The following is a 15504-nucleotide window of genomic DNA, read 5'->3' on the forward strand; positions in this document are numbered from 1 at the left end:
CGGCCCCCGCCGCGGTGACGGTCGCCGCCCCTGTCGCCGCCGTCGCCGCGCCGGCGGCGATCGCCGCGGCCGCGATGCCGGAGGCGCTCGACGCCGACCATCCGGGCGCGGTGACGAGCCCGATGGTGGGCGTCGCCTATCTCTCGCCCGAGCCGGGTGCCGCGCCCTTCGTCGCGGTCGGCTCCAAGGTCGCGCAGGGCCAGACCCTGCTGCTGATCGAGGCGATGAAGACCTACAACCAGATCAAGGCGCCGCGCGCGGGCACGGTGACGCGCGTGCTGATCGAGAGCGGCATGCCGGTCGAGTACGGCGAGCCGCTGATGATCATCGAATGAGCCGTCCGATGACTGGAGGGCCGCAGGCCCGGAGGTCTGAATCGGCCGGCTTTTCAGCGGCGCGCAGCGACGCGAGGAATAGCTGATGTTCGGCAAGGTCCTGATCGCGAACCGGGGCGAAATCGCGCTCCGCGTCCACCGCGCCTGCCAGGAGATGGGCATCCGCACCGTCGCCGTGCACTCCACGGCGGACGCGACGGCGATGCATGTGCGGCTGGCGGATGAAAGCGTGTGCATCGGCCCGCCGGCGGCGCGCGATTCCTACCTCAACGTCGCCGCGATCCTGTCGGCCGCGACGATCACGGGCGCGGACGCGGTGCATCCGGGCTACGGCTTCCTGTCGGAGAATGCCCGCTTCGCCGAGATGGTGGAGGCGCATGGGCTGAAGTTCATCGGCCCAATGCCCGAGCACATCCGCATGATGGGCGACAAGATCGCGGCCAAGGACGCGATGCGGCGGCTCGACGTGCCGCTGGTCCCGGGCTCCGCCGGCGCGCTCGACACCTTCGAGGAAGCACGCGCCGTCGCCGAGCAGGTCAAGTACCCGGTGCTGATCAAGGCCGCGGCCGGCGGCGGCGGGCGCGGCATGAAGGTCGCGCGCAGCGCGGGCGAGCTGGAGGAAGCCTGGCGCGTCGCGCGGGCCGAGGCCAAGGCCGCCTTCGGCGACGACAGCGTCTATCTGGAAAAATATCTCGACCGCCCGCGGCATATCGAGCTGCAGGTGCTGGCCGACATGCATGGCAACGTCGTTCATTTCGGCGAGCGCGACTGCTCGCTCCAGCGCCGCCACCAGAAGCTGGTCGAGGAAGCCGGCAGCCCGGTGCTGAGCGCGGCCGACCGCGAGGCGCTCGGCGCGCGGGTGACGGCCGGGCTGTCCAAGCTCGGCTACCGCAACGCCGGGACGCTCGAATTCCTGTGGCAGGACGGCCAGTTCGCCTTCATCGAGATGAACACGCGCCTGCAGGTCGAGCACCCGGTGACCGAGATGGTCTGCGGCATCGACCTCGTGAAGGAACAGATCCGCATCGCGGCGGGGGAACCGCTCGGCTACACGCAGAAGGACATCGCCTTCAGCGGCCATGCGATCGAATGCCGCATCACCGCCGAGGACCCGGACACCTTCGCGCCGAGCCCCGGGCGCGTGACCACCTACCACGCGCCGGGCGGGCTCGGCGTGCGGGTCGATAGCGCGCTGTATTCCGGCTACGTCGTGCCGCCGCACTATGACAGCCTGGTCGCGAAGCTGGTCGTGCACGCGCCCACGCGCGCCGCGGCGATCGGCCGCATGCGCCGCGCGCTGGGGGAGATGGTGGTGGCCGGCATCCGCACGACCCTGCCGCTGCATCAGGCGGTGATGGAGGATGCCGAGTTCCAGTCCGGCGACTACACGATCCACTGGCTGGAACGCTTCGTCGCCGGCCGGCAGGGCTGAAGCGCGGAGTCAGTTCGCGGGACGCACCGCCATCGCCGTGGTGCGTTCGTCCATCCGCGCCTCGTAGGTGAGGCCGCGCCGCGTCGCCCAGAAGTTCACGAGCTGGTAGAGCGGGATCATCGCGACGTCGTCGGCCACCATGCGCACGGCGTCGCGCAGCATCGCCTCCCGCTGCGGGTCGTCGAGCGTCGCGGCGGCGCGTTCCGTCAGCGCATCCAGCGCTGGGTTGGAATAGCGCGAGGAATTGGCGGCGCCGCGCCGGCGTTCCCGGTCATAGGTGCCGAAGATGTTCACCAGCATGTAGGAGGCTTCGCCCGTCACGCTGCCCCAGCCGCCCATACGCATGTTGAATTCCTGGCGGGCGGTGCGGGCGGAATAGGTCGTCCAGGGCAGCGCCTGCAATTCGGTGCGCACGCCGATGCGCGTCCACATTTGCGCGATCGCCTGACAGGTGCGCGCATCGTTCGGATAGCGGTCGTTGGGGCAGGAGAGGGTGATGCGGAAGCCCTGCGGGAAGCCAGCCTCGGCGAGCAGCCGGCGCGCGCCGTCGGGGTCGGTCGCCGGCACCGGCACATCCGGATTGAAGCCGAAGGCACCCTGCGGCAGCCACTGGCCGGTCGGCCGGGCGGTGCCCTCCATGACGCGATCCGCCAGCGCGGCGCGGTCCACCGCCATCGACATGGCGCGGCGCACGCGGATGTCCTGGAACGGGTTCTGCGGGAGCGGCCGGCCGTCATTGTCCGTTACCCAGACCGGGCCCTCGCGCCGCGAATAGTCGGGGATCAGGTAGATCAGCCGCAGGCCCTGGATCTCGAAGAGGCTGATGCGCTGGTTCTGGCGCAGCCGGGCGAGGTCGTTGGACGGTACCTGGTCGATCACATCGACGTCGCCGGCGAGCAGGGCCGCGGTGCGCGCCGCGTCGTTGGCGATGAAGCGGTAGGAGACGCGCGCCCAGGGCTGCGCGCCGCCCCAGTAGCCGTCGTTCCGCGTGAATTCCGTCCGGTCGCCCGAGCGATAGGAGGCGAGCCGGTAGGGGCCGGTGCCGATCGCCGCCTGGCCGGCATTGTACTGTTCCGTCTCCGCCCCCGTGCCGGCGTGGCGGGAGATGACCTGGATCGAGGCGAGCTCGGTGGGCAGCAGCGGATGGGGGGCGGCGGTGTGGAAGCGGATGGTCAGCGGGTCCACCACCTCGACCCGCGTGATGGCGCGGATCAGCCCGGCGAAGGAACCGGGGGAATTGCGCACCGTCGGCACGCGCTCGATCGTGAAGGCGACGTCGTCGGCCGTCAGGTCGCGCCCGTCATGCCACTTCACGCCCGCGCCGAGGCGGAATTCCCACACGGTCGGCTCCACGGCGCGCCAGGATTCGGCGAGCATGGGGCGCAGCCGCGCCTCGGCATCGCGCTCCACCAGCGTGTCGAACAAATGCTGCGTCAGGCTGCTGTTGGGGGAGGCGTTGTAGAAATGCGGGTCGAGCGAGGTTGGCGAACCGCCGATGGCGATGGTCAGGGTCTGCGCGGCGGCCGCGCCCGGCGCCAGGGCCAATGCGATCATCAAGGTGCGGGCGTGGCGTCGCATGGGACTTTCTCCATCGGCGTTCGCGAGGCACCACGCTAGCGGGGCTTCCGGGCGGCTGCTACAAGGGGGCCACGGGTACTCGACCGGGGGGCGAAGGATGAAGAAGCAGTTCGGGCGGCAGCTTGCCGCCGCCGCAGTCGTTGTCGCGGCCGGCATGGGCCAGGCCGCGGCCCAGACCGCCACCATCGCGGTGGGCGCGCCTGTCACCTCGCTCGACCCGCACTACCACCAGCTTTCGCCCAACAACGCCGTCGCGGACACGATCTTCGACCGGCTGGTGAACACCGACGTGCAGTCGCGCGCGATCCCCGGGCTTGCCACCGAATGGCGCGTGATCGAGCCGACGGTGTGGGAATTCCGCCTGCGGCCGAATGTCCGCTTCCAGAACGGCAACGCCTTCACCGCCGACGACGTGGCCTTCACGCTGGCGCGGCTGCCGAACGTGCCGAACAGCCCCTCCTCCTTCGCCGTCTATTCCCGGCCGCTGACGCGCGTCGAGATCATCGATCCGCTGACCATCCGCTTCCACACCGCCGCGCCCTATCCGCTGCTGCCGCTCGACATGACGAATGTGCGCATCGTCGACAAGGAAACGGCCGAGAACGCGACGACGGCCGACTTCAACGAGGTGCGTGCGGCGGTCGGCACCGGGCCCTATCGCGTGGTGTCCCACCGCAACGGCGACCGCATCGAGTTCGAACGCTTCGACGGCCATTGGGGCGAGCGCCCGGCCTTCCAGCGCATCAATTACCGCATGATCACGAACGACGCGGCGCGCACGGCCGCGCTGCTCGCCGGCGATGTGGACCTGATCGACCAGGTGCCGACCTCGGACCTGACCAACCTGCGGCGCGACCAGCGGGTGCGGCTGGCCGAGCAGGTCGGGCTGCGGCTGATCTTCCTCGGCCTCGACCACCAGCGGGCCGAGAACGAGAACTCCCCCTTCGTCACCGACAATGACGGCCGGCCGCTCGGGCGGAACCCGCTGCGCGACGTGCGGGTGCGCCAGGCGCTGTCCATGGCGATCGACCGGCGCGCCATCGTCGACCGCATCATGGAAGGTGCGGCGGTGCCGGCGAACCAGTTCCTGCCGCAGGGCGTGTTCGGCAACGTGCCCGACCTGCCGGCCATTCCCTTCGATCCGGACGGCGCGCGCCGCCTGCTGGCGGAAGCGGGCTACCCGCAGGGCTTCCGCATCCAGCTGAACGGACCGAACGACCGCTACATCAACGATGCGCGCATCATCCAGGCGATCGGCCAGATGTGGACGCGGATCGGCGTTCGCACCGCGGTCGAGGCGCAGCCCTGGACCACCTTCATCGGCCGCGCCGGCCGCGTCGAGTATTCGGCCTTCCTGATCGGCTGGGGTTCCAACCCGGACGGGTCGCACCCGCTGCGCAACATCATGGCCACCTTCAACCGCGACCGCGGCTGGGGGGCTTCCAACCGCGGGCGCTATTCCAACCCGCAGGTGGACGGGCTGCTCGAACAGTCGCTGGCCGAGATGGACGAGCCGAAGCGCGAGCGTCTGATCATCGAATCCATGCGCATCGCCATGCAGGATGTCGGCGTGGTGCCGCTGCACATCCAGACCAATGTCTGGGCGACGCGGCGCGGCTTCGACTACGCGGCGAGCGTGGACGAGAGCACGTTGCCGCAGCGCCTGCGCCCCGCGGCACGCTGAACGCGGAGCGGCGACGATGACCGTCTACCTCGTTCGCCGGCTGATCCAGGCGCTGTTCGTCGTGCTGGCGATGTCGGTCATCGTCTTCGTCGGCGTCTTCGCGATCGGCGACCCGGTCGAGATCCTGATCAGCCCCGACGCCGACCAGATTGAGCGCGAGCGTGCGGTGCAGGCGCTCGGGCTCGACCTGCCGCTCTGGCAGCAATACCTGGTCTTCCTGGGCAACGCGCTGCAGGGCGACCTCGGCCGGTCGTTCGTGTTCAACGAGCCGGCGCTGAAGCTCATCCTCCAGCGCATGCCGGCGACGCTGGAACTCGCCTTCGGGGCGATGTTCCTGTCGATCCTGATCGGCCTGCCGCTCGGCCTCTATGCGGGGCTGCGGCCGAACGCGCCGGCGTCCAAGGCCATCATGGCGGGCTCGATCCTCGGCTTCTCGCTGCCGACCTTCTGGGTCGGGCTGATGCTGATCATGGTCTTCGCGGTGCAGCTCGGCTGGCTGCCCTCGACCGGGCGGGGCGACACGGGCACGCTGTTCGGCCTGCACTGGTCGTTTCTGACGGTGGACGGGCTCGCGCACATGGCGATGCCCGCGCTCAACCTGGCGCTGTTCAAGATCAGCCTCGTCATCCGCCTGACACGCGCGGGGGTGCGGGAGACGATGCTGATGGACTACGTGAAGTTCGCCCGCGCCAAGGGGCTGAGCCCGGCGCGGGTGACCTTCGTGCACGTCTTCAAGAACATCCTGATCCCCGTGGTCACCGTGGTGGGGCTGGAACTCGGCTCTACCATCGCCTTCTCGGTCGTGACGGAAAGCGTGTTTGCCTGGCCGGGCATGGGCAAGCTGATCATCGACAGCATCAACGTGCTCGATCGGCCCGTCATCGTCGCCTACCTGATGATCATCGTGCTGATGTTCATCACCATCAACCTGATCGTGGATCTGACCTACTCCATGCTCGATCCGCGCGTGCGGCTGGAGACGAAGGGCACATGAGCGACGCGACGCTGAACGGCGCGGCGCCTGCCGCGCCCCGCAAGGACAAGGTGGAGACGCCGTTCCGGCGCTTCGTGTCCGAGTTCGCGGAATCGAAGATCGCGGTGGCCGGGCTCATCGTCTTCACGGCGATCGCGCTGGTGGCGATCTTCGCGCCCTGGATCGCGCCGCAGAACCCCTACGACCTCGCGCAGCTCGACATCATGGACGGGCGGATGGAGCCTGGCACGGTCGGCGGCGGGGGCTTCACCTACTGGCTCGGCACCGACGACCAGGGCCGCGACATGATGTCGGGCATCATGTACGGGCTGCGCATCTCGCTGATGGTGGGCGCGGGCTCGGCGCTGATCGCCTGCGTCGTCGGCGCCTCGCTCGGCCTTCTCGCCGCCTATGCCGGGAAGAAGACCGACACGGTCATCATGCGGCTGGTCGACCTGCAGCTGTCCTTCCCGTCCATCCTCGTCGCGCTGATGATCCTCGCCTTCCTCGGCAAGGGCATCATGAACGTGGTCATCGCGCTGGTGATCGTGGAATGGGCGTACTACGCGCGCACCGTGCGCGGCACGGCGCTCGTCGAACGCCGGCGCGAGTACATCGAGGCCGCGCAGTGTCTCGCCCTGCCGACCTACCGCATCCTGTTCCGGCACCTGCTGCCGAACTGTCTGCCGCCGCTGATCGTGGTGGCCACCATGCAGGTGGCGCGCGCCATCGCGCTGGAGGCGACGCTGTCCTTCCTCGGCCTCGGCGTCCCGATCACGGAGCCCTCGCTCGGGCTGCTGATCGCCAATGGCTACGAGTACATGCTCTCCGGCAAGTACTGGATTTCCTTCTATCCCGGCATCGCGCTGCTCATCACGATCGTCTCGATCAACCTGGTGGGCGACCAGCTGCGCGACGTGCTGAACCCGCGGCTGAAGAAGTAGCCATGGCCGAGCCGACGCTGGAGGTCCGCAACCTCCGCACGCATTTCTTCACCCGCGCCGGCGTGGTGAAGGCGGTGGACGACGTGTCCTTCACGGTGGAACGGGGCAAGGTGCTCGGCCTGGTGGGGGAATCCGGGTCGGGGAAGTCCGTCACCGGCTTCTCGATCATCGGCCTGGTGGACCCGCCGGGGCGCATTGCCGGCGGGCAGATCCTGTTCAAGGGAAAGGACCTCGCGCGTATCAGCGAGGAGGAGATGCGCAGCCTGCGCGGCAACCGCATCGCCATGATCTTCCAGGACCCGATGATGACGCTGAATCCGGTCCTGCGCATCGACACGCAGATGATCGAGACGGTGCAGGCGCACAGGAACTGCTCGACCGAGGAAGCCCGCCAGCGCGCGCGCGACACGCTCGGCATGGTTGGCATCCCTTCGCCGGACGAACGGCTGAAATCCTACCCCCACCAGTTCTCGGGCGGCATGCGCCAGCGCGTGGCCATCGCCATCGCGCTGCTGCACGAACCCGAGCTCATCATCGCCGACGAGCCGACGACGGCGCTCGACGTGACGATCCAGGGGCAGATCCTGGCCGAGGTGCAGAAGCTCGCCGCCACCACCGGCACGTCGCTGATCTGGATCACGCACGACCTCTCGGTCGTCGCCGGCCTCGCCGACGACATCGCGGTGATGTACGCCGGGCGCATCGTGGAAAAGGGCGCGGTGTCCGAGGTGCTCGACACGCCGCTCCATCCCTACACCGCAGGGCTGATCGGCTCCGTCCCCTCGCGCAACAAGCGCGGCGAGCCGCTCCGCCAGATCCCCGGCATGACGCCATCGCTGCTCAACCTGCCCCCCGGCTGCGCCTTCCGCACCCGCTGCCCGCGCGCGGCCGATGCCTGCATGGCCGAACCGGCCATCGAGCAGATCCTTCCTGGGCGGGAGGTGCGCTGTTTCCGCCCCCTGACCGGTGCCGCGGAGCAGGCGGCATGAGCGCGGCCGTGAGCGAGACCCGCGCCGCACTCGACGCCGGCGCACCGATGATGGAACTGCGCGGCATCACGAAGCGCTTCGAGAAGAAGCTCGACTTCGCCGGCCGCATCGCCCAGCGCCTCGGCGCCCGGGTGCGGGAGGAGATCGTGCACGCCGTGGACGGCGTCGACCTCACCATCCGCAAGGGGGAGGTGGTCGGGCTGGTCGGCGAATCGGGCTGCGGCAAGTCGACGCTCGGGCGGATCGTGGCCGGCATCATGCCGCCGTCCGAAGGCACCATCCTGCGCGACGGGCTCGATGTGCTGTCGCTGTCCTCCCAGGTCGTGCGCGCGATGAAGCTGCGCACGCAGATGATCTTCCAGGACCCCTACGCGTCGCTGAACCCGCGCATGCGCGTCGCCGACATCGTGGGGGAGGCGCCGCTGGTCCATGGCCTGGTGACCCGTGCGGGCTTCGACGCCTATGTCGACGAGCAGATGCGTCGCGCGGGTCTCGACCCCGCCTTCAAACGCCGCTACCCGCACCAGTTCTCGGGCGGGCAGCGCCAGCGCATCGGCATCGCGCGCGCACTCGCGGTGAAGCCCGACTTCATCGTCTGCGACGAGGCGGTGGCCGCGCTCGACGTCTCGATCCAGGCGCAGATCCTGAACCTGTTCATGAAGCTGCGGCAGGAACTCGATCTCACCTACCTGTTCATCAGCCACGATCTCGGCGTGGTGGAGCATCTGAGCGACCGGGTCGTGATCATGTATCTCGGCCGGGTGGTTGAGGAAGCGCCGTCCGAGACGGTCTTCGCCCGGCCAAACCACCCCTACACCCAGTCGCTGCTGGCCTCGGTGCCGCGGATCGAGGCGCGCAAGCGCGCCTTCGCGGTGGTGAAGGGGGAAATCCCCTCGCCGCTGAACCCGCCCGGGGGCTGCCATTTCCACCCGCGGTGCCCGCACGCCATGCCGCGCTGCAAGGTCGAAAAGCCGGTGCTGCGGGAAGTTGCCCCGGGCCAGCGCAGCGCCTGCCATCTGAACGACGTGGCCTGAGGCCGGCGCCGGATTGCCGGCGTCGTGCGGGCGATTATGATGTTCCGATTAAGGAACGAAAGCCTGCCATGTCGGAAGACCTGACGAACCAGCTCCGGAATCACGCGCGCAAGCTCGACGAACTTCGGGCGGCGGTCCTTTTCCAGGCCATGGGGCCCGAGCGGATCGTCGAGTTCCTCGCCTTCGACACGCCGATCCGCATGCACCTGCCGCAGGCCGCGACGGATGCGGTGCAGCGCCTGATCCTGCTGCACGGCACCTTCTACGAGACGCGGCAGATGACGCAGGTGCTGCCGATGATCCCGCGCGATGCCGTCATCGTCGATGCCGGCGCCAACATCGGCAACCACACGGTCTTCTTCGCGAAAATCTGCCAGGCGAAGGAAGTCCATGCCTTCGAGCCGCTGCGCAGCGTCTTCGCCATCCTCCAGCGCAATGTCGCGCTGAACGCGCTCAGCAATGTCCGCTGCCACAACCTCGCGCTCGGCGCGTCGGAAGGGCGGGCGGAGCTGCACAGCTTCCCGCACGTGAACATCGCGGCGTCGGTCTTCGGCGCCGCGGCGGACGGCGCCTATCCGATGGCGAGCCTCGATGCGCTGGCCCTGCCGAAGATGGATGTCCTCAAGATCGACGTGGAGGGTGCGCAGGTCCCGCTGCTGGAAGGCGCGCGGCACAGCATCAAGCGCCACCGGCCGCTGATCTGGATCGAGTTGCGGGCCAATCACGGCGAATACGAGCCGGGCGACGCGGCGCTGCGGTCTCTAGGCTACGCGCAGACGGAGCAGATCTCCCCCGTGGACTTCATCTACCGGCCGGGCTGAGCGCCGCGCAGGGCGAACAGCAGCATCAGGCTGCGCTGCAGCACGCTGTCATTGTCGTCCGCGACCAGCGCGACGATGACGCGCCCCTCATGCGCGATGGCGGCAACCCCTTCCCAGTTTTCTGCCGGGAGGGCGCCGCCATCCAGGCGCAGCACTTCGACCCCCCGCAGCACCGCGCCCACGCGCGCCGCGGCGATGTCCGCCGCCGCCACGCGCACAAGCCGACCGGCGAAGCCGCCGAACCAGGAGAAGCGCCGTTCCAGCACCAGCGCCCCGCCATCCGGCAGGCCGGCCGCATCCACCGGGGAAAAGCCTTCGGCCGGTTCCCAGGCGATCGGCATCCATCGCCCTGGCCGTCCGATCCAGCCGCGACGCTGTGTTGGTGCGCCCTCGGGCGTGAGGGATTCGGTCAGCGCGAGCAGCCGCCCGTCGGCGAGCAGCGTCAGCGCCTCCAGCCCGCCATTGGCCGGTGCGCGGTCGAGCCCCTGCGGTCCCTCGACATAGGCGCCGTGCCCGTCGAGGCGGCGATAGGCACGGATGCGGTGCCAGCGTTCGAAGGCGACCAGCCAGGTGCCGTCGGGCAGGCGCGTGATGGCTTCGGCATCCCCAGCGCGGCCGCGCGGCAAGGGGCGGCCGGCGCCGTCGCCGAGCGGGCCGGACGCGATCGGTTCCAGCAGATGCGCCCTTCCGTCGCGCAGATGGATGCGCGCCTGCGCCCAGCGGGCGCGGTCGTCGACCATGGTGGCGACGAGGCCTGGGCCGAGATGGATGCCGGAGAGGTTCGCCGCGCCGAGCCGTCGCGCGTCGATCTCGAACCCGCCCAGGCTTTCCAGCGGCCCGTCGAGCGTGAAGGGCGGAATGACGGCTGCCGCACCTCCCTGCGGAAACGTCGGCGTGGTGGTGATGCTGCCCGCCGTCAGCATGCCGGCGCCGAGCAGCGCCCGGCGGCGAAGCGCCGTCATGAGCACGCAGGCGCGTCTGCGAAGCGCAGAAAGAGGAAGGTCATGATCAGCGCAATGGGGTAGGCAACCAGCCACTTTGCACGTCGCGAGTAGAACACGGGTGTCCCGCCGCCTTCGAGACCGGCACCGAGCCGCACGTCGAGAGTGAAGCGCTCGAAGCCGAGCCAGTAACGCGCCCAGGTCAGCACGTCGACGGCAAGCGTGCTGAGAAACATGCCAAGCACCACGGCCGGCAGCCAGGAAACGCGTACCGCGCAGATCAGCCTTTCGAGCGACGTTTCCGGCGCACCGACGAGGATCAGGACTGTGACGATCAGCAGGAATGCCGCCACGCCCATTCGGCGTCGGACGCGCAGCCGCGTTCGCATCTCGGCACTCCAGCGCACCGAGGTGTCGACGCGGCTTCGCACCCCTAGACCAGCAGCGGTCCGCGCTCCGCCGCCGCGCGCTGCCACGCCTCGGCCGCATCCTCGTCGAACAGCTCGGCGAGCTTCTTCATCATGGTGCCGCCAAGTTCTTCGGCATCCACGATGGTCACGGCGCGGCGGTAGTACCGCGTCACGTCGTGGCCGATGCCGATGGCGATGAGTTCCACCTGGTTCCGATTCTCGATCTCGTGAATCACCTTCCGCAGGTGGCGCTCGAGGTAGTTGCCCGGGTTCACGGACAGCGTCGAATCATCGACCGGTGCGCCGTCGGAGATCACCATCAGGATGCGCCGGTGCTCGGGCCGCGGCAGCAGCCGCTTGTAGGCCCATTCCAGCGCTTCCCCGTCGATGTTCTCCTTCAGCAACCCCTCGCGCAGCATCAGCCCGAGGTTTTTCCGCGCACGGCGCCACGGGGCATCCGCGGCCTTGTAGACCACGTGGCGAAGGTCGTTCAGCCGCCCGGGATTGCGCGGCTTGCCTTCCTGCACCCAGCGTTCGCGCGACTGCCCGCCCTTCCAGGCGCGGGTCGTGAAGCCGAGGATCTCCACCTTCACCGAGCAGCGTTCCAGCGTGCGCGCGAGGATGTCACAGCACATCGCCGCGACCGAGATCGGCCGCCCGCGCATCGAGCCGGAATTGTCGATCAGCAGGGAGACGACGGTATCGCGGAAATCCGTGTCCCGCTCGCGCTTGTACGACAGCGCGTGCATCGGGTTGGTCACGACGCGCGTCAGCCGCGCGGCGTCGAGGATGCCTTCCTCGAGGTCGAATTCCCAGGCGCGCTGCTGCTGCGCGAGCAGCCGTCGCTGCAGCCGGTTGGCGAGCTTCGAGACGACGCCCTGCAGATGGTTCAGCTGCTGGTCGAGCTGCTGGCGGAGCCGGTTCAGCTCGTCCGGGTCGCACAGATCCTCGGCCGAGACCACCTCGTCGAACTGCGTCGTGAAGGCGTGGTAGCGCGTGGTGTCGTCGACCTGCGGCACCTCGCGGCGCTGCTGCGGGCCGCCGGGCTTGTCGTCCCCGTCGGCCGCGGCGCCGTCCTCCTCGGTCTCCTCGCCTTCCTCGTCGGACGCCTCGCCCTGCATCTGCTCGGGCTGGGCGCCGAGCATCTGGTCCTCCTGCTCGGAGGAGGACTGGCCCTCGCCGGACTGGTCCTGCTGGGGGCTGCTCTCGCCGCCCTCCTCGCCTTCCTCGTCCTGCTGCTCGCTCTCGGCCTCGACCTCCGCTTCCGCAAGGTCGAGCGCGGTAAGCAGCTTGCGCGCGGCGCGCGCATAGGCCGCCTGGTCGTCGGCGCAAACGGCCATCTCGGCCAGCGCCTCATCCGCCTTTTCGCCCAGCGTGTCGCGCCACAGCTCGAGCACGCGATGCGCGATTTCCGGCGCCGGCTGGCCGGTCAGGCGTTCGCGCGCGATCAGGCCGAGTGCCGCGGGCAGCGGCAGCTGGTCCTTCCGCGTCATGCGGTCGTAGCCCTCGGCCTCGCATTCCTCGGCGAGCTTGGCGCGAAGATTCGCCGCGACGCCGGCCATGTGCTTGGACCCGACGGTCTCGACGCGCACCTGCTCCAGCGCGTCGAACACCTCCCGCGCCTCGCGGCGGCCGGGGATGCGCGATGCGTGCAGCGATTCGTCATGGTGGCGCAGGCGAAGTGCCGCGGCATCGGCCGCGCCGCGCAGCTTCGCCATCTCGGCCGGCGGCAGCGCGCGGGTGGGAAGCGGCAGGCGCACGCGCTTGCCTGCGACGCCGGAGGGGCCGGGCTGGAAGGCCACCTGCACCTCGGGGTCGGCATGCGCGATGGCGCGCAGGGCGCCCGCGGTGGCGCGCTTGAATTCTTCCTGCCGCGTCAGGTCCTGCTTGCCGGACATTGAGTTTGGCCTTCGCTTCGCTTCGGCGGGGGGCCGGCCTGATTCAGACTACGCTCCTCGCGCCTGCGGCGCTGCGGGGCTTCGTCATCAGGGCGGCCGTCTGCGTTACTGCGTGGTCACGGGCGGGGTGTCCCGCCCGTGTGGGACTGGCCCGTTACCCCGCCTTCTTCATCAGCCCCGTCGGGATCTCCTCGTTGAAGCAGCGCTGGTAGTACTCGGCGACCGTGCTGCGCTCCGCCTCGTCGCACTTGTTGAGGAAGGTAAGGCGGAAGGCGAAGCCGACATCGCCGAAGATGCGCGCGTTCTCGGCCCAGGTGATGACGGTGCGCGGGGACATGACGGTCGAGATGTCGCCCGCGATGAAGCCCGCGCGCGTGAGGTCGGCGAGAGCGACCATCGCCTCGACCTGCTTGCGCGCCTTGGCGTCGCCCTCCATCGCCATCTTGGCGAGCACGATGTCCGTCTCCTGCTTGTGCGGCAGGTAGTTCAGCGTCGCCACGATCGACCAGCGGTCCATCTGGCCCTGGTTGATCTGCTGCGTGCCGTGATAGAGGCCCGTCGTGTCGCCCAGGCCGACCGTGTTGGCGGTCGCGAACAGGCGGAAGTTCGGGTTCGGACGGATCACCTTGTTCTGGTCGAGCAGGGTCAGCTTGCCCTCGACCTCCAGCACGCGCTGGATCACGAACATCACGTCCGGGCGGCCGGCGTCGTATTCGTCGAACACCAGCGCGCAGGGGTGCTGCAGCGCCCAGGGCAGGATGCCCTCGCGGAACTCCGTCACCTGCTTGCCGTCCTTGAGGACGATCGCGTCCTTGCCGATCAGGTCGATGCGGCTGATGTGGCTGTCGAGGTTGACGCGGATGCAGGGCCAGTTGAGCCGCGCCGCCACCTGCTCGATATGCGTCGACTTGCCGGTGCCGTGGTAGCCCTGGATCATGACGCGGCGGTTGAAGGCGAAGCCCGCGAGGATGGCGAGCGTCGTCTCCTTGTCGAAGCGGTAGGTGTGGTCGATCTCGGGCACGTGCTCCGTGCGGATCGAGAAGGCCGGCACGTCCATGTCGACGTCGACGCCGAAGACCTCGCGCGCCTTCACGGTGATGTCGGGGGAGTCGATCGCTGAGGTGGGGCGGATGTCGGCGATCTGTGCGACCTTGTTCATCTCAAATCCGGTTCCGGTTCTGCTGGTGGCATACTAGGCCCGACCGCGGCGAAGGGCTACCCGGCGGGGGCGCCCGCGGCCTGTTCGGGCGCGCGGGCGGTGGCAGGCACGCGCCGCTTGAGCAGGCTGTAGGCGCGGTTGATGTCCTTCAGGCGTTCCTCCGCGACGCGGTCCCCGCCCGTGGCGTCCGGGTGGTAGCGCTTCGCGAGTTCCTTGTAGCGCGTGCGGAGTTCAGCCTGGTCGAGTGGCCAGGCGAGGCCGAGCAGGTCGAGTGCCGCGCGCAACTCGGGCGGAGCCTCGCTCGCCTCCCGCGCGCGGCGGCGCGGCGTCGGTGCCTCCGCCCCCAACACGCCGAGCGGGTCGCGCAGCATCTCGGCCTCGAACCGCCCGGCGCCGCCGAGCCGCCCTAGCGGCCAGGACGGGCGCTGCCAGGCGGTGTCGGATCGCAGCGCGGCCTCGATCTCGGACGGGCCCATGCCCTTGTAGTAGTCCCAGGCGGCGTTGTAGGCCCGCACATGCGGCAGGCAGAACCAGTGGAAGCCCGTCAGGGTGCGGTCGCGCGGCGCGCGGAACTGGCCGCGCTCCGCGCAGCCGGGATGTTCGCAGCGGCGGGGCGGTTCGCCGGCGTCGTCATCTACCGGCGCGGCCTTGCTGCCAGGACGGGGCATCCGCTTCTTATGGGCGGGCCCCGCCCGCGCCGCAAGGCGCCGCAGGAAACACGACACGCAACCCCAGACCGAGACACAGGCAAGCCATGACGTCCCGTGCCGACCGCATCCGTGCCGCCATCGAGGCCGCCTTCCCGCCGGCCGAGGTCGCCGTGACCGACGACAGCCACCGCCACGCCGGCCATGCCGGCGCGCGCCCGGAAGGGGAGACGCATTACAGCGTCCGCGTCGTCTCGCCCGCCTTCGCGGGCCAGTCGCGCGTGGCGCGGTCGCGCGCCGTGCACGCCGTGCTGGCGGCGGAGTTCTCCGGCGGGCTGCACGCGCTCTCGCTCCGCCTGCTCGCGCCGGGCGAAGGCGAGGCCGCTCAGTAGGAGAAGGGGACGCGCAGCCGGGCGCCGGGCGCGGGGTTGCGCAGCAGCCGGTCCTCCCGCGCCTGCAGCCCTTCGCGCTGCGCCGTCGCGCCCGGGCGGGGCTCGTTCGGATCGATCAGCGTGGGGTCGAGCCGCGCGCTCGGGCGATCGGCGCCGCGGGGGCCTTCCAGGTCGCGGTTCGGTACCGGTGCCGGGTCGCCCGGGCGCGCGGCGGCCTGCGCGGGCGGGGAAGGCGGTGGTGGCGGGATGCGCTGCGCCCGCGCGCGG

The 15504-nt window shown here is 69.8% G+C and carries 16 protein-coding genes; 9 read left to right on the top strand and 7 right to left on the bottom strand.

Translation table 11 applies throughout. The features are described 5' to 3' along the window. The coding region (locus HW577_RS09900; protein WP_198375978.1) for an acetyl-CoA carboxylase biotin carboxyl carrier protein at positions 1-335 on the top strand (335 nt) is incomplete at its 5' end. A gap of 85 nt (positions 336-420) precedes the next feature. Then, complete coding sequence (gene accC / locus HW577_RS09905; protein WP_198375979.1) at positions 421-1767, top strand: acetyl-CoA carboxylase biotin carboxylase subunit; 1347 nt, start codon at positions 421-423, stop codon at positions 1765-1767. 9 nt (positions 1768-1776) lie between these two features. On the opposite strand, the gene HW577_RS09910 is transcribed toward accC, so the two are convergent. After that, the gene (locus HW577_RS09910) at positions 1777-3345 is read right to left on the bottom strand and encodes an ABC transporter substrate-binding protein (RefSeq protein ID WP_232474816.1); all 1569 of its coding nucleotides are present in this window, start codon (positions 3343-3345) and stop codon (positions 1777-1779) included. Between the two features lie 97 nt (positions 3346-3442). Between HW577_RS09910 and HW577_RS09915 the strand changes: the two genes are divergently transcribed. From HW577_RS09915 to HW577_RS09940, 6 genes are all read left to right on the top strand, one after another. Continuing rightward, positions 3443-5029, top strand: a complete 1587-nt coding sequence (locus HW577_RS09915; protein WP_198375980.1) for an ABC transporter substrate-binding protein — start codon at positions 3443-3445, stop codon at positions 5027-5029. Between the two features lie 16 nt (positions 5030-5045). Further along, positions 5046-6023: an ABC transporter permease gene (locus HW577_RS09920; RefSeq protein ID WP_198375981.1), complete on the top strand. Its 978-nt coding sequence runs from the start codon at positions 5046-5048 to the stop codon at positions 6021-6023. Next, positions 6020-6946: an ABC transporter permease gene (locus HW577_RS09925; protein ID WP_198375982.1), complete on the top strand. Its 927-nt coding sequence runs from the start codon at positions 6020-6022 to the stop codon at positions 6944-6946. Before HW577_RS09920 ends, HW577_RS09925 begins: the two co-directional genes overlap by 4 nt. A 2-nt stretch (positions 6947-6948) precedes the next feature. After that, complete coding sequence (locus HW577_RS09930; RefSeq protein ID WP_198375983.1) at positions 6949-7935, top strand: ABC transporter ATP-binding protein; 987 nt, start codon at positions 6949-6951, stop codon at positions 7933-7935. 8 nt (positions 7936-7943) lie between these two features. Then, positions 7944-8969, top strand: a complete 1026-nt coding sequence (locus HW577_RS09935; protein ID WP_419956582.1) for an ABC transporter ATP-binding protein — start codon at positions 7944-7946, stop codon at positions 8967-8969. Positions 8970-9037: 68 nt separating this feature from the next. After that, entirely contained in the window at positions 9038-9790 is a 753-nt protein-coding gene (locus HW577_RS09940; protein ID WP_198375985.1) for an FkbM family methyltransferase, read from the top strand. On the opposite strand, the gene HW577_RS09945 is transcribed toward HW577_RS09940, so the two are convergent. From HW577_RS09945 to HW577_RS09965, 5 genes are all read right to left on the bottom strand, one after another. Then, positions 9775-10752, bottom strand: coding sequence for an esterase-like activity of phytase family protein (locus HW577_RS09945; RefSeq protein WP_198375986.1), 978 nt, complete (start codon positions 10750-10752; stop codon positions 9775-9777). The two genes, HW577_RS09940 and HW577_RS09945, sit on opposite strands and share 16 nt — an antisense overlap. Next, the gene (locus HW577_RS09950) at positions 10749-11120 is read right to left on the bottom strand and encodes a hypothetical protein (RefSeq protein WP_198375987.1); all 372 of its coding nucleotides are present in this window, start codon (positions 11118-11120) and stop codon (positions 10749-10751) included. Before HW577_RS09950 ends, HW577_RS09945 begins: the two co-directional genes overlap by 4 nt. Before the next feature lie 44 nt (positions 11121-11164). Continuing rightward, positions 11165-13039, bottom strand: a complete 1875-nt coding sequence (gene cobT, locus HW577_RS09955; RefSeq protein ID WP_198375988.1) for a cobaltochelatase subunit CobT — start codon at positions 13037-13039, stop codon at positions 11165-11167. Between the two features lie 154 nt (positions 13040-13193). Then, positions 13194-14198, bottom strand: coding sequence for a cobaltochelatase subunit CobS (cobS, locus tag HW577_RS09960; protein WP_198375989.1), 1005 nt, complete (start codon positions 14196-14198; stop codon positions 13194-13196). Positions 14199-14254: 56 nt separating this feature from the next. Next, positions 14255-14866 carry a J domain-containing protein gene (locus HW577_RS09965; protein ID WP_198375990.1) on the bottom strand — a complete coding sequence of 204 codons (612 nt, stop codon included), beginning with the start codon at positions 14864-14866 and terminating at the stop codon, positions 14255-14257. 86 nt (positions 14867-14952) lie between these two features. Between HW577_RS09965 and HW577_RS09970 the strand changes: the two genes are divergently transcribed. Next, positions 14953-15237 (top strand): BolA family protein, encoded by a 285-nt coding sequence (locus HW577_RS09970; RefSeq protein WP_198375991.1) that lies wholly within the window; start codon positions 14953-14955, stop codon positions 15235-15237. On the opposite strand, the gene HW577_RS09975 is transcribed toward HW577_RS09970, so the two are convergent. Further along, a partial coding sequence (locus HW577_RS09975; protein WP_198375992.1) for a hypothetical protein occupies positions 15231-15504 on the bottom strand: 274 nt, incomplete at its 5' end. The genes HW577_RS09970 and HW577_RS09975 overlap by 7 nt on opposite strands.

The sequence above is a fragment of the Neoroseomonas rubea genome (assembly GCF_016106015.1).
In the GTDB taxonomy this organism is placed as follows: domain Bacteria; phylum Pseudomonadota; class Alphaproteobacteria; order Acetobacterales; family Acetobacteraceae; genus Neoroseomonas; species Neoroseomonas rubea.

Coding starts and splice junctions, on each gene's coding strand:
- HW577_RS09925 (WP_198375982.1), top strand. CDS start 6,020: ATGAGCGACGCGACGCTGAACGGCGCGGCGCCTGCCGCGCCCCGCAAG.
- accC (WP_198375979.1), top strand. CDS start 421: ATGTTCGGCAAGGTCCTGATCGCGAACCGGGGCGAAATCGCGCTCCGC.
- cobT (WP_198375988.1), bottom strand. CDS start 13,039: ATGTCCGGCAAGCAGGACCTGACGCGGCAGGAAGAATTCAAGCGCGCC.
- HW577_RS09940 (WP_198375985.1), top strand. CDS start 9,038: ATGTCGGAAGACCTGACGAACCAGCTCCGGAATCACGCGCGCAAGCTC.
- HW577_RS09910 (WP_232474816.1), bottom strand. CDS start 3,345: ATGCGACGCCACGCCCGCACCTTGATGATCGCATTGGCCCTGGCGCCG.
- HW577_RS09915 (WP_198375980.1), top strand. CDS start 3,443: ATGAAGAAGCAGTTCGGGCGGCAGCTTGCCGCCGCCGCAGTCGTTGTC.
- HW577_RS09950 (WP_198375987.1), bottom strand. CDS start 11,120: ATGCGAACGCGGCTGCGCGTCCGACGCCGAATGGGCGTGGCGGCATTC.
- HW577_RS09965 (WP_198375990.1), bottom strand. CDS start 14,866: ATGCCCCGTCCTGGCAGCAAGGCCGCGCCGGTAGATGACGACGCCGGC.
- HW577_RS09945 (WP_198375986.1), bottom strand. CDS start 10,752: ATGACGGCGCTTCGCCGCCGGGCGCTGCTCGGCGCCGGCATGCTGACG.
- HW577_RS09970 (WP_198375991.1), top strand. CDS start 14,953: ATGACGTCCCGTGCCGACCGCATCCGTGCCGCCATCGAGGCCGCCTTC.
- cobS (WP_198375989.1), bottom strand. CDS start 14,198: ATGAACAAGGTCGCACAGATCGCCGACATCCGCCCCACCTCAGCGATC.
- HW577_RS09920 (WP_198375981.1), top strand. CDS start 5,046: ATGACCGTCTACCTCGTTCGCCGGCTGATCCAGGCGCTGTTCGTCGTG.
- HW577_RS09930 (WP_198375983.1), top strand. CDS start 6,949: ATGGCCGAGCCGACGCTGGAGGTCCGCAACCTCCGCACGCATTTCTTC.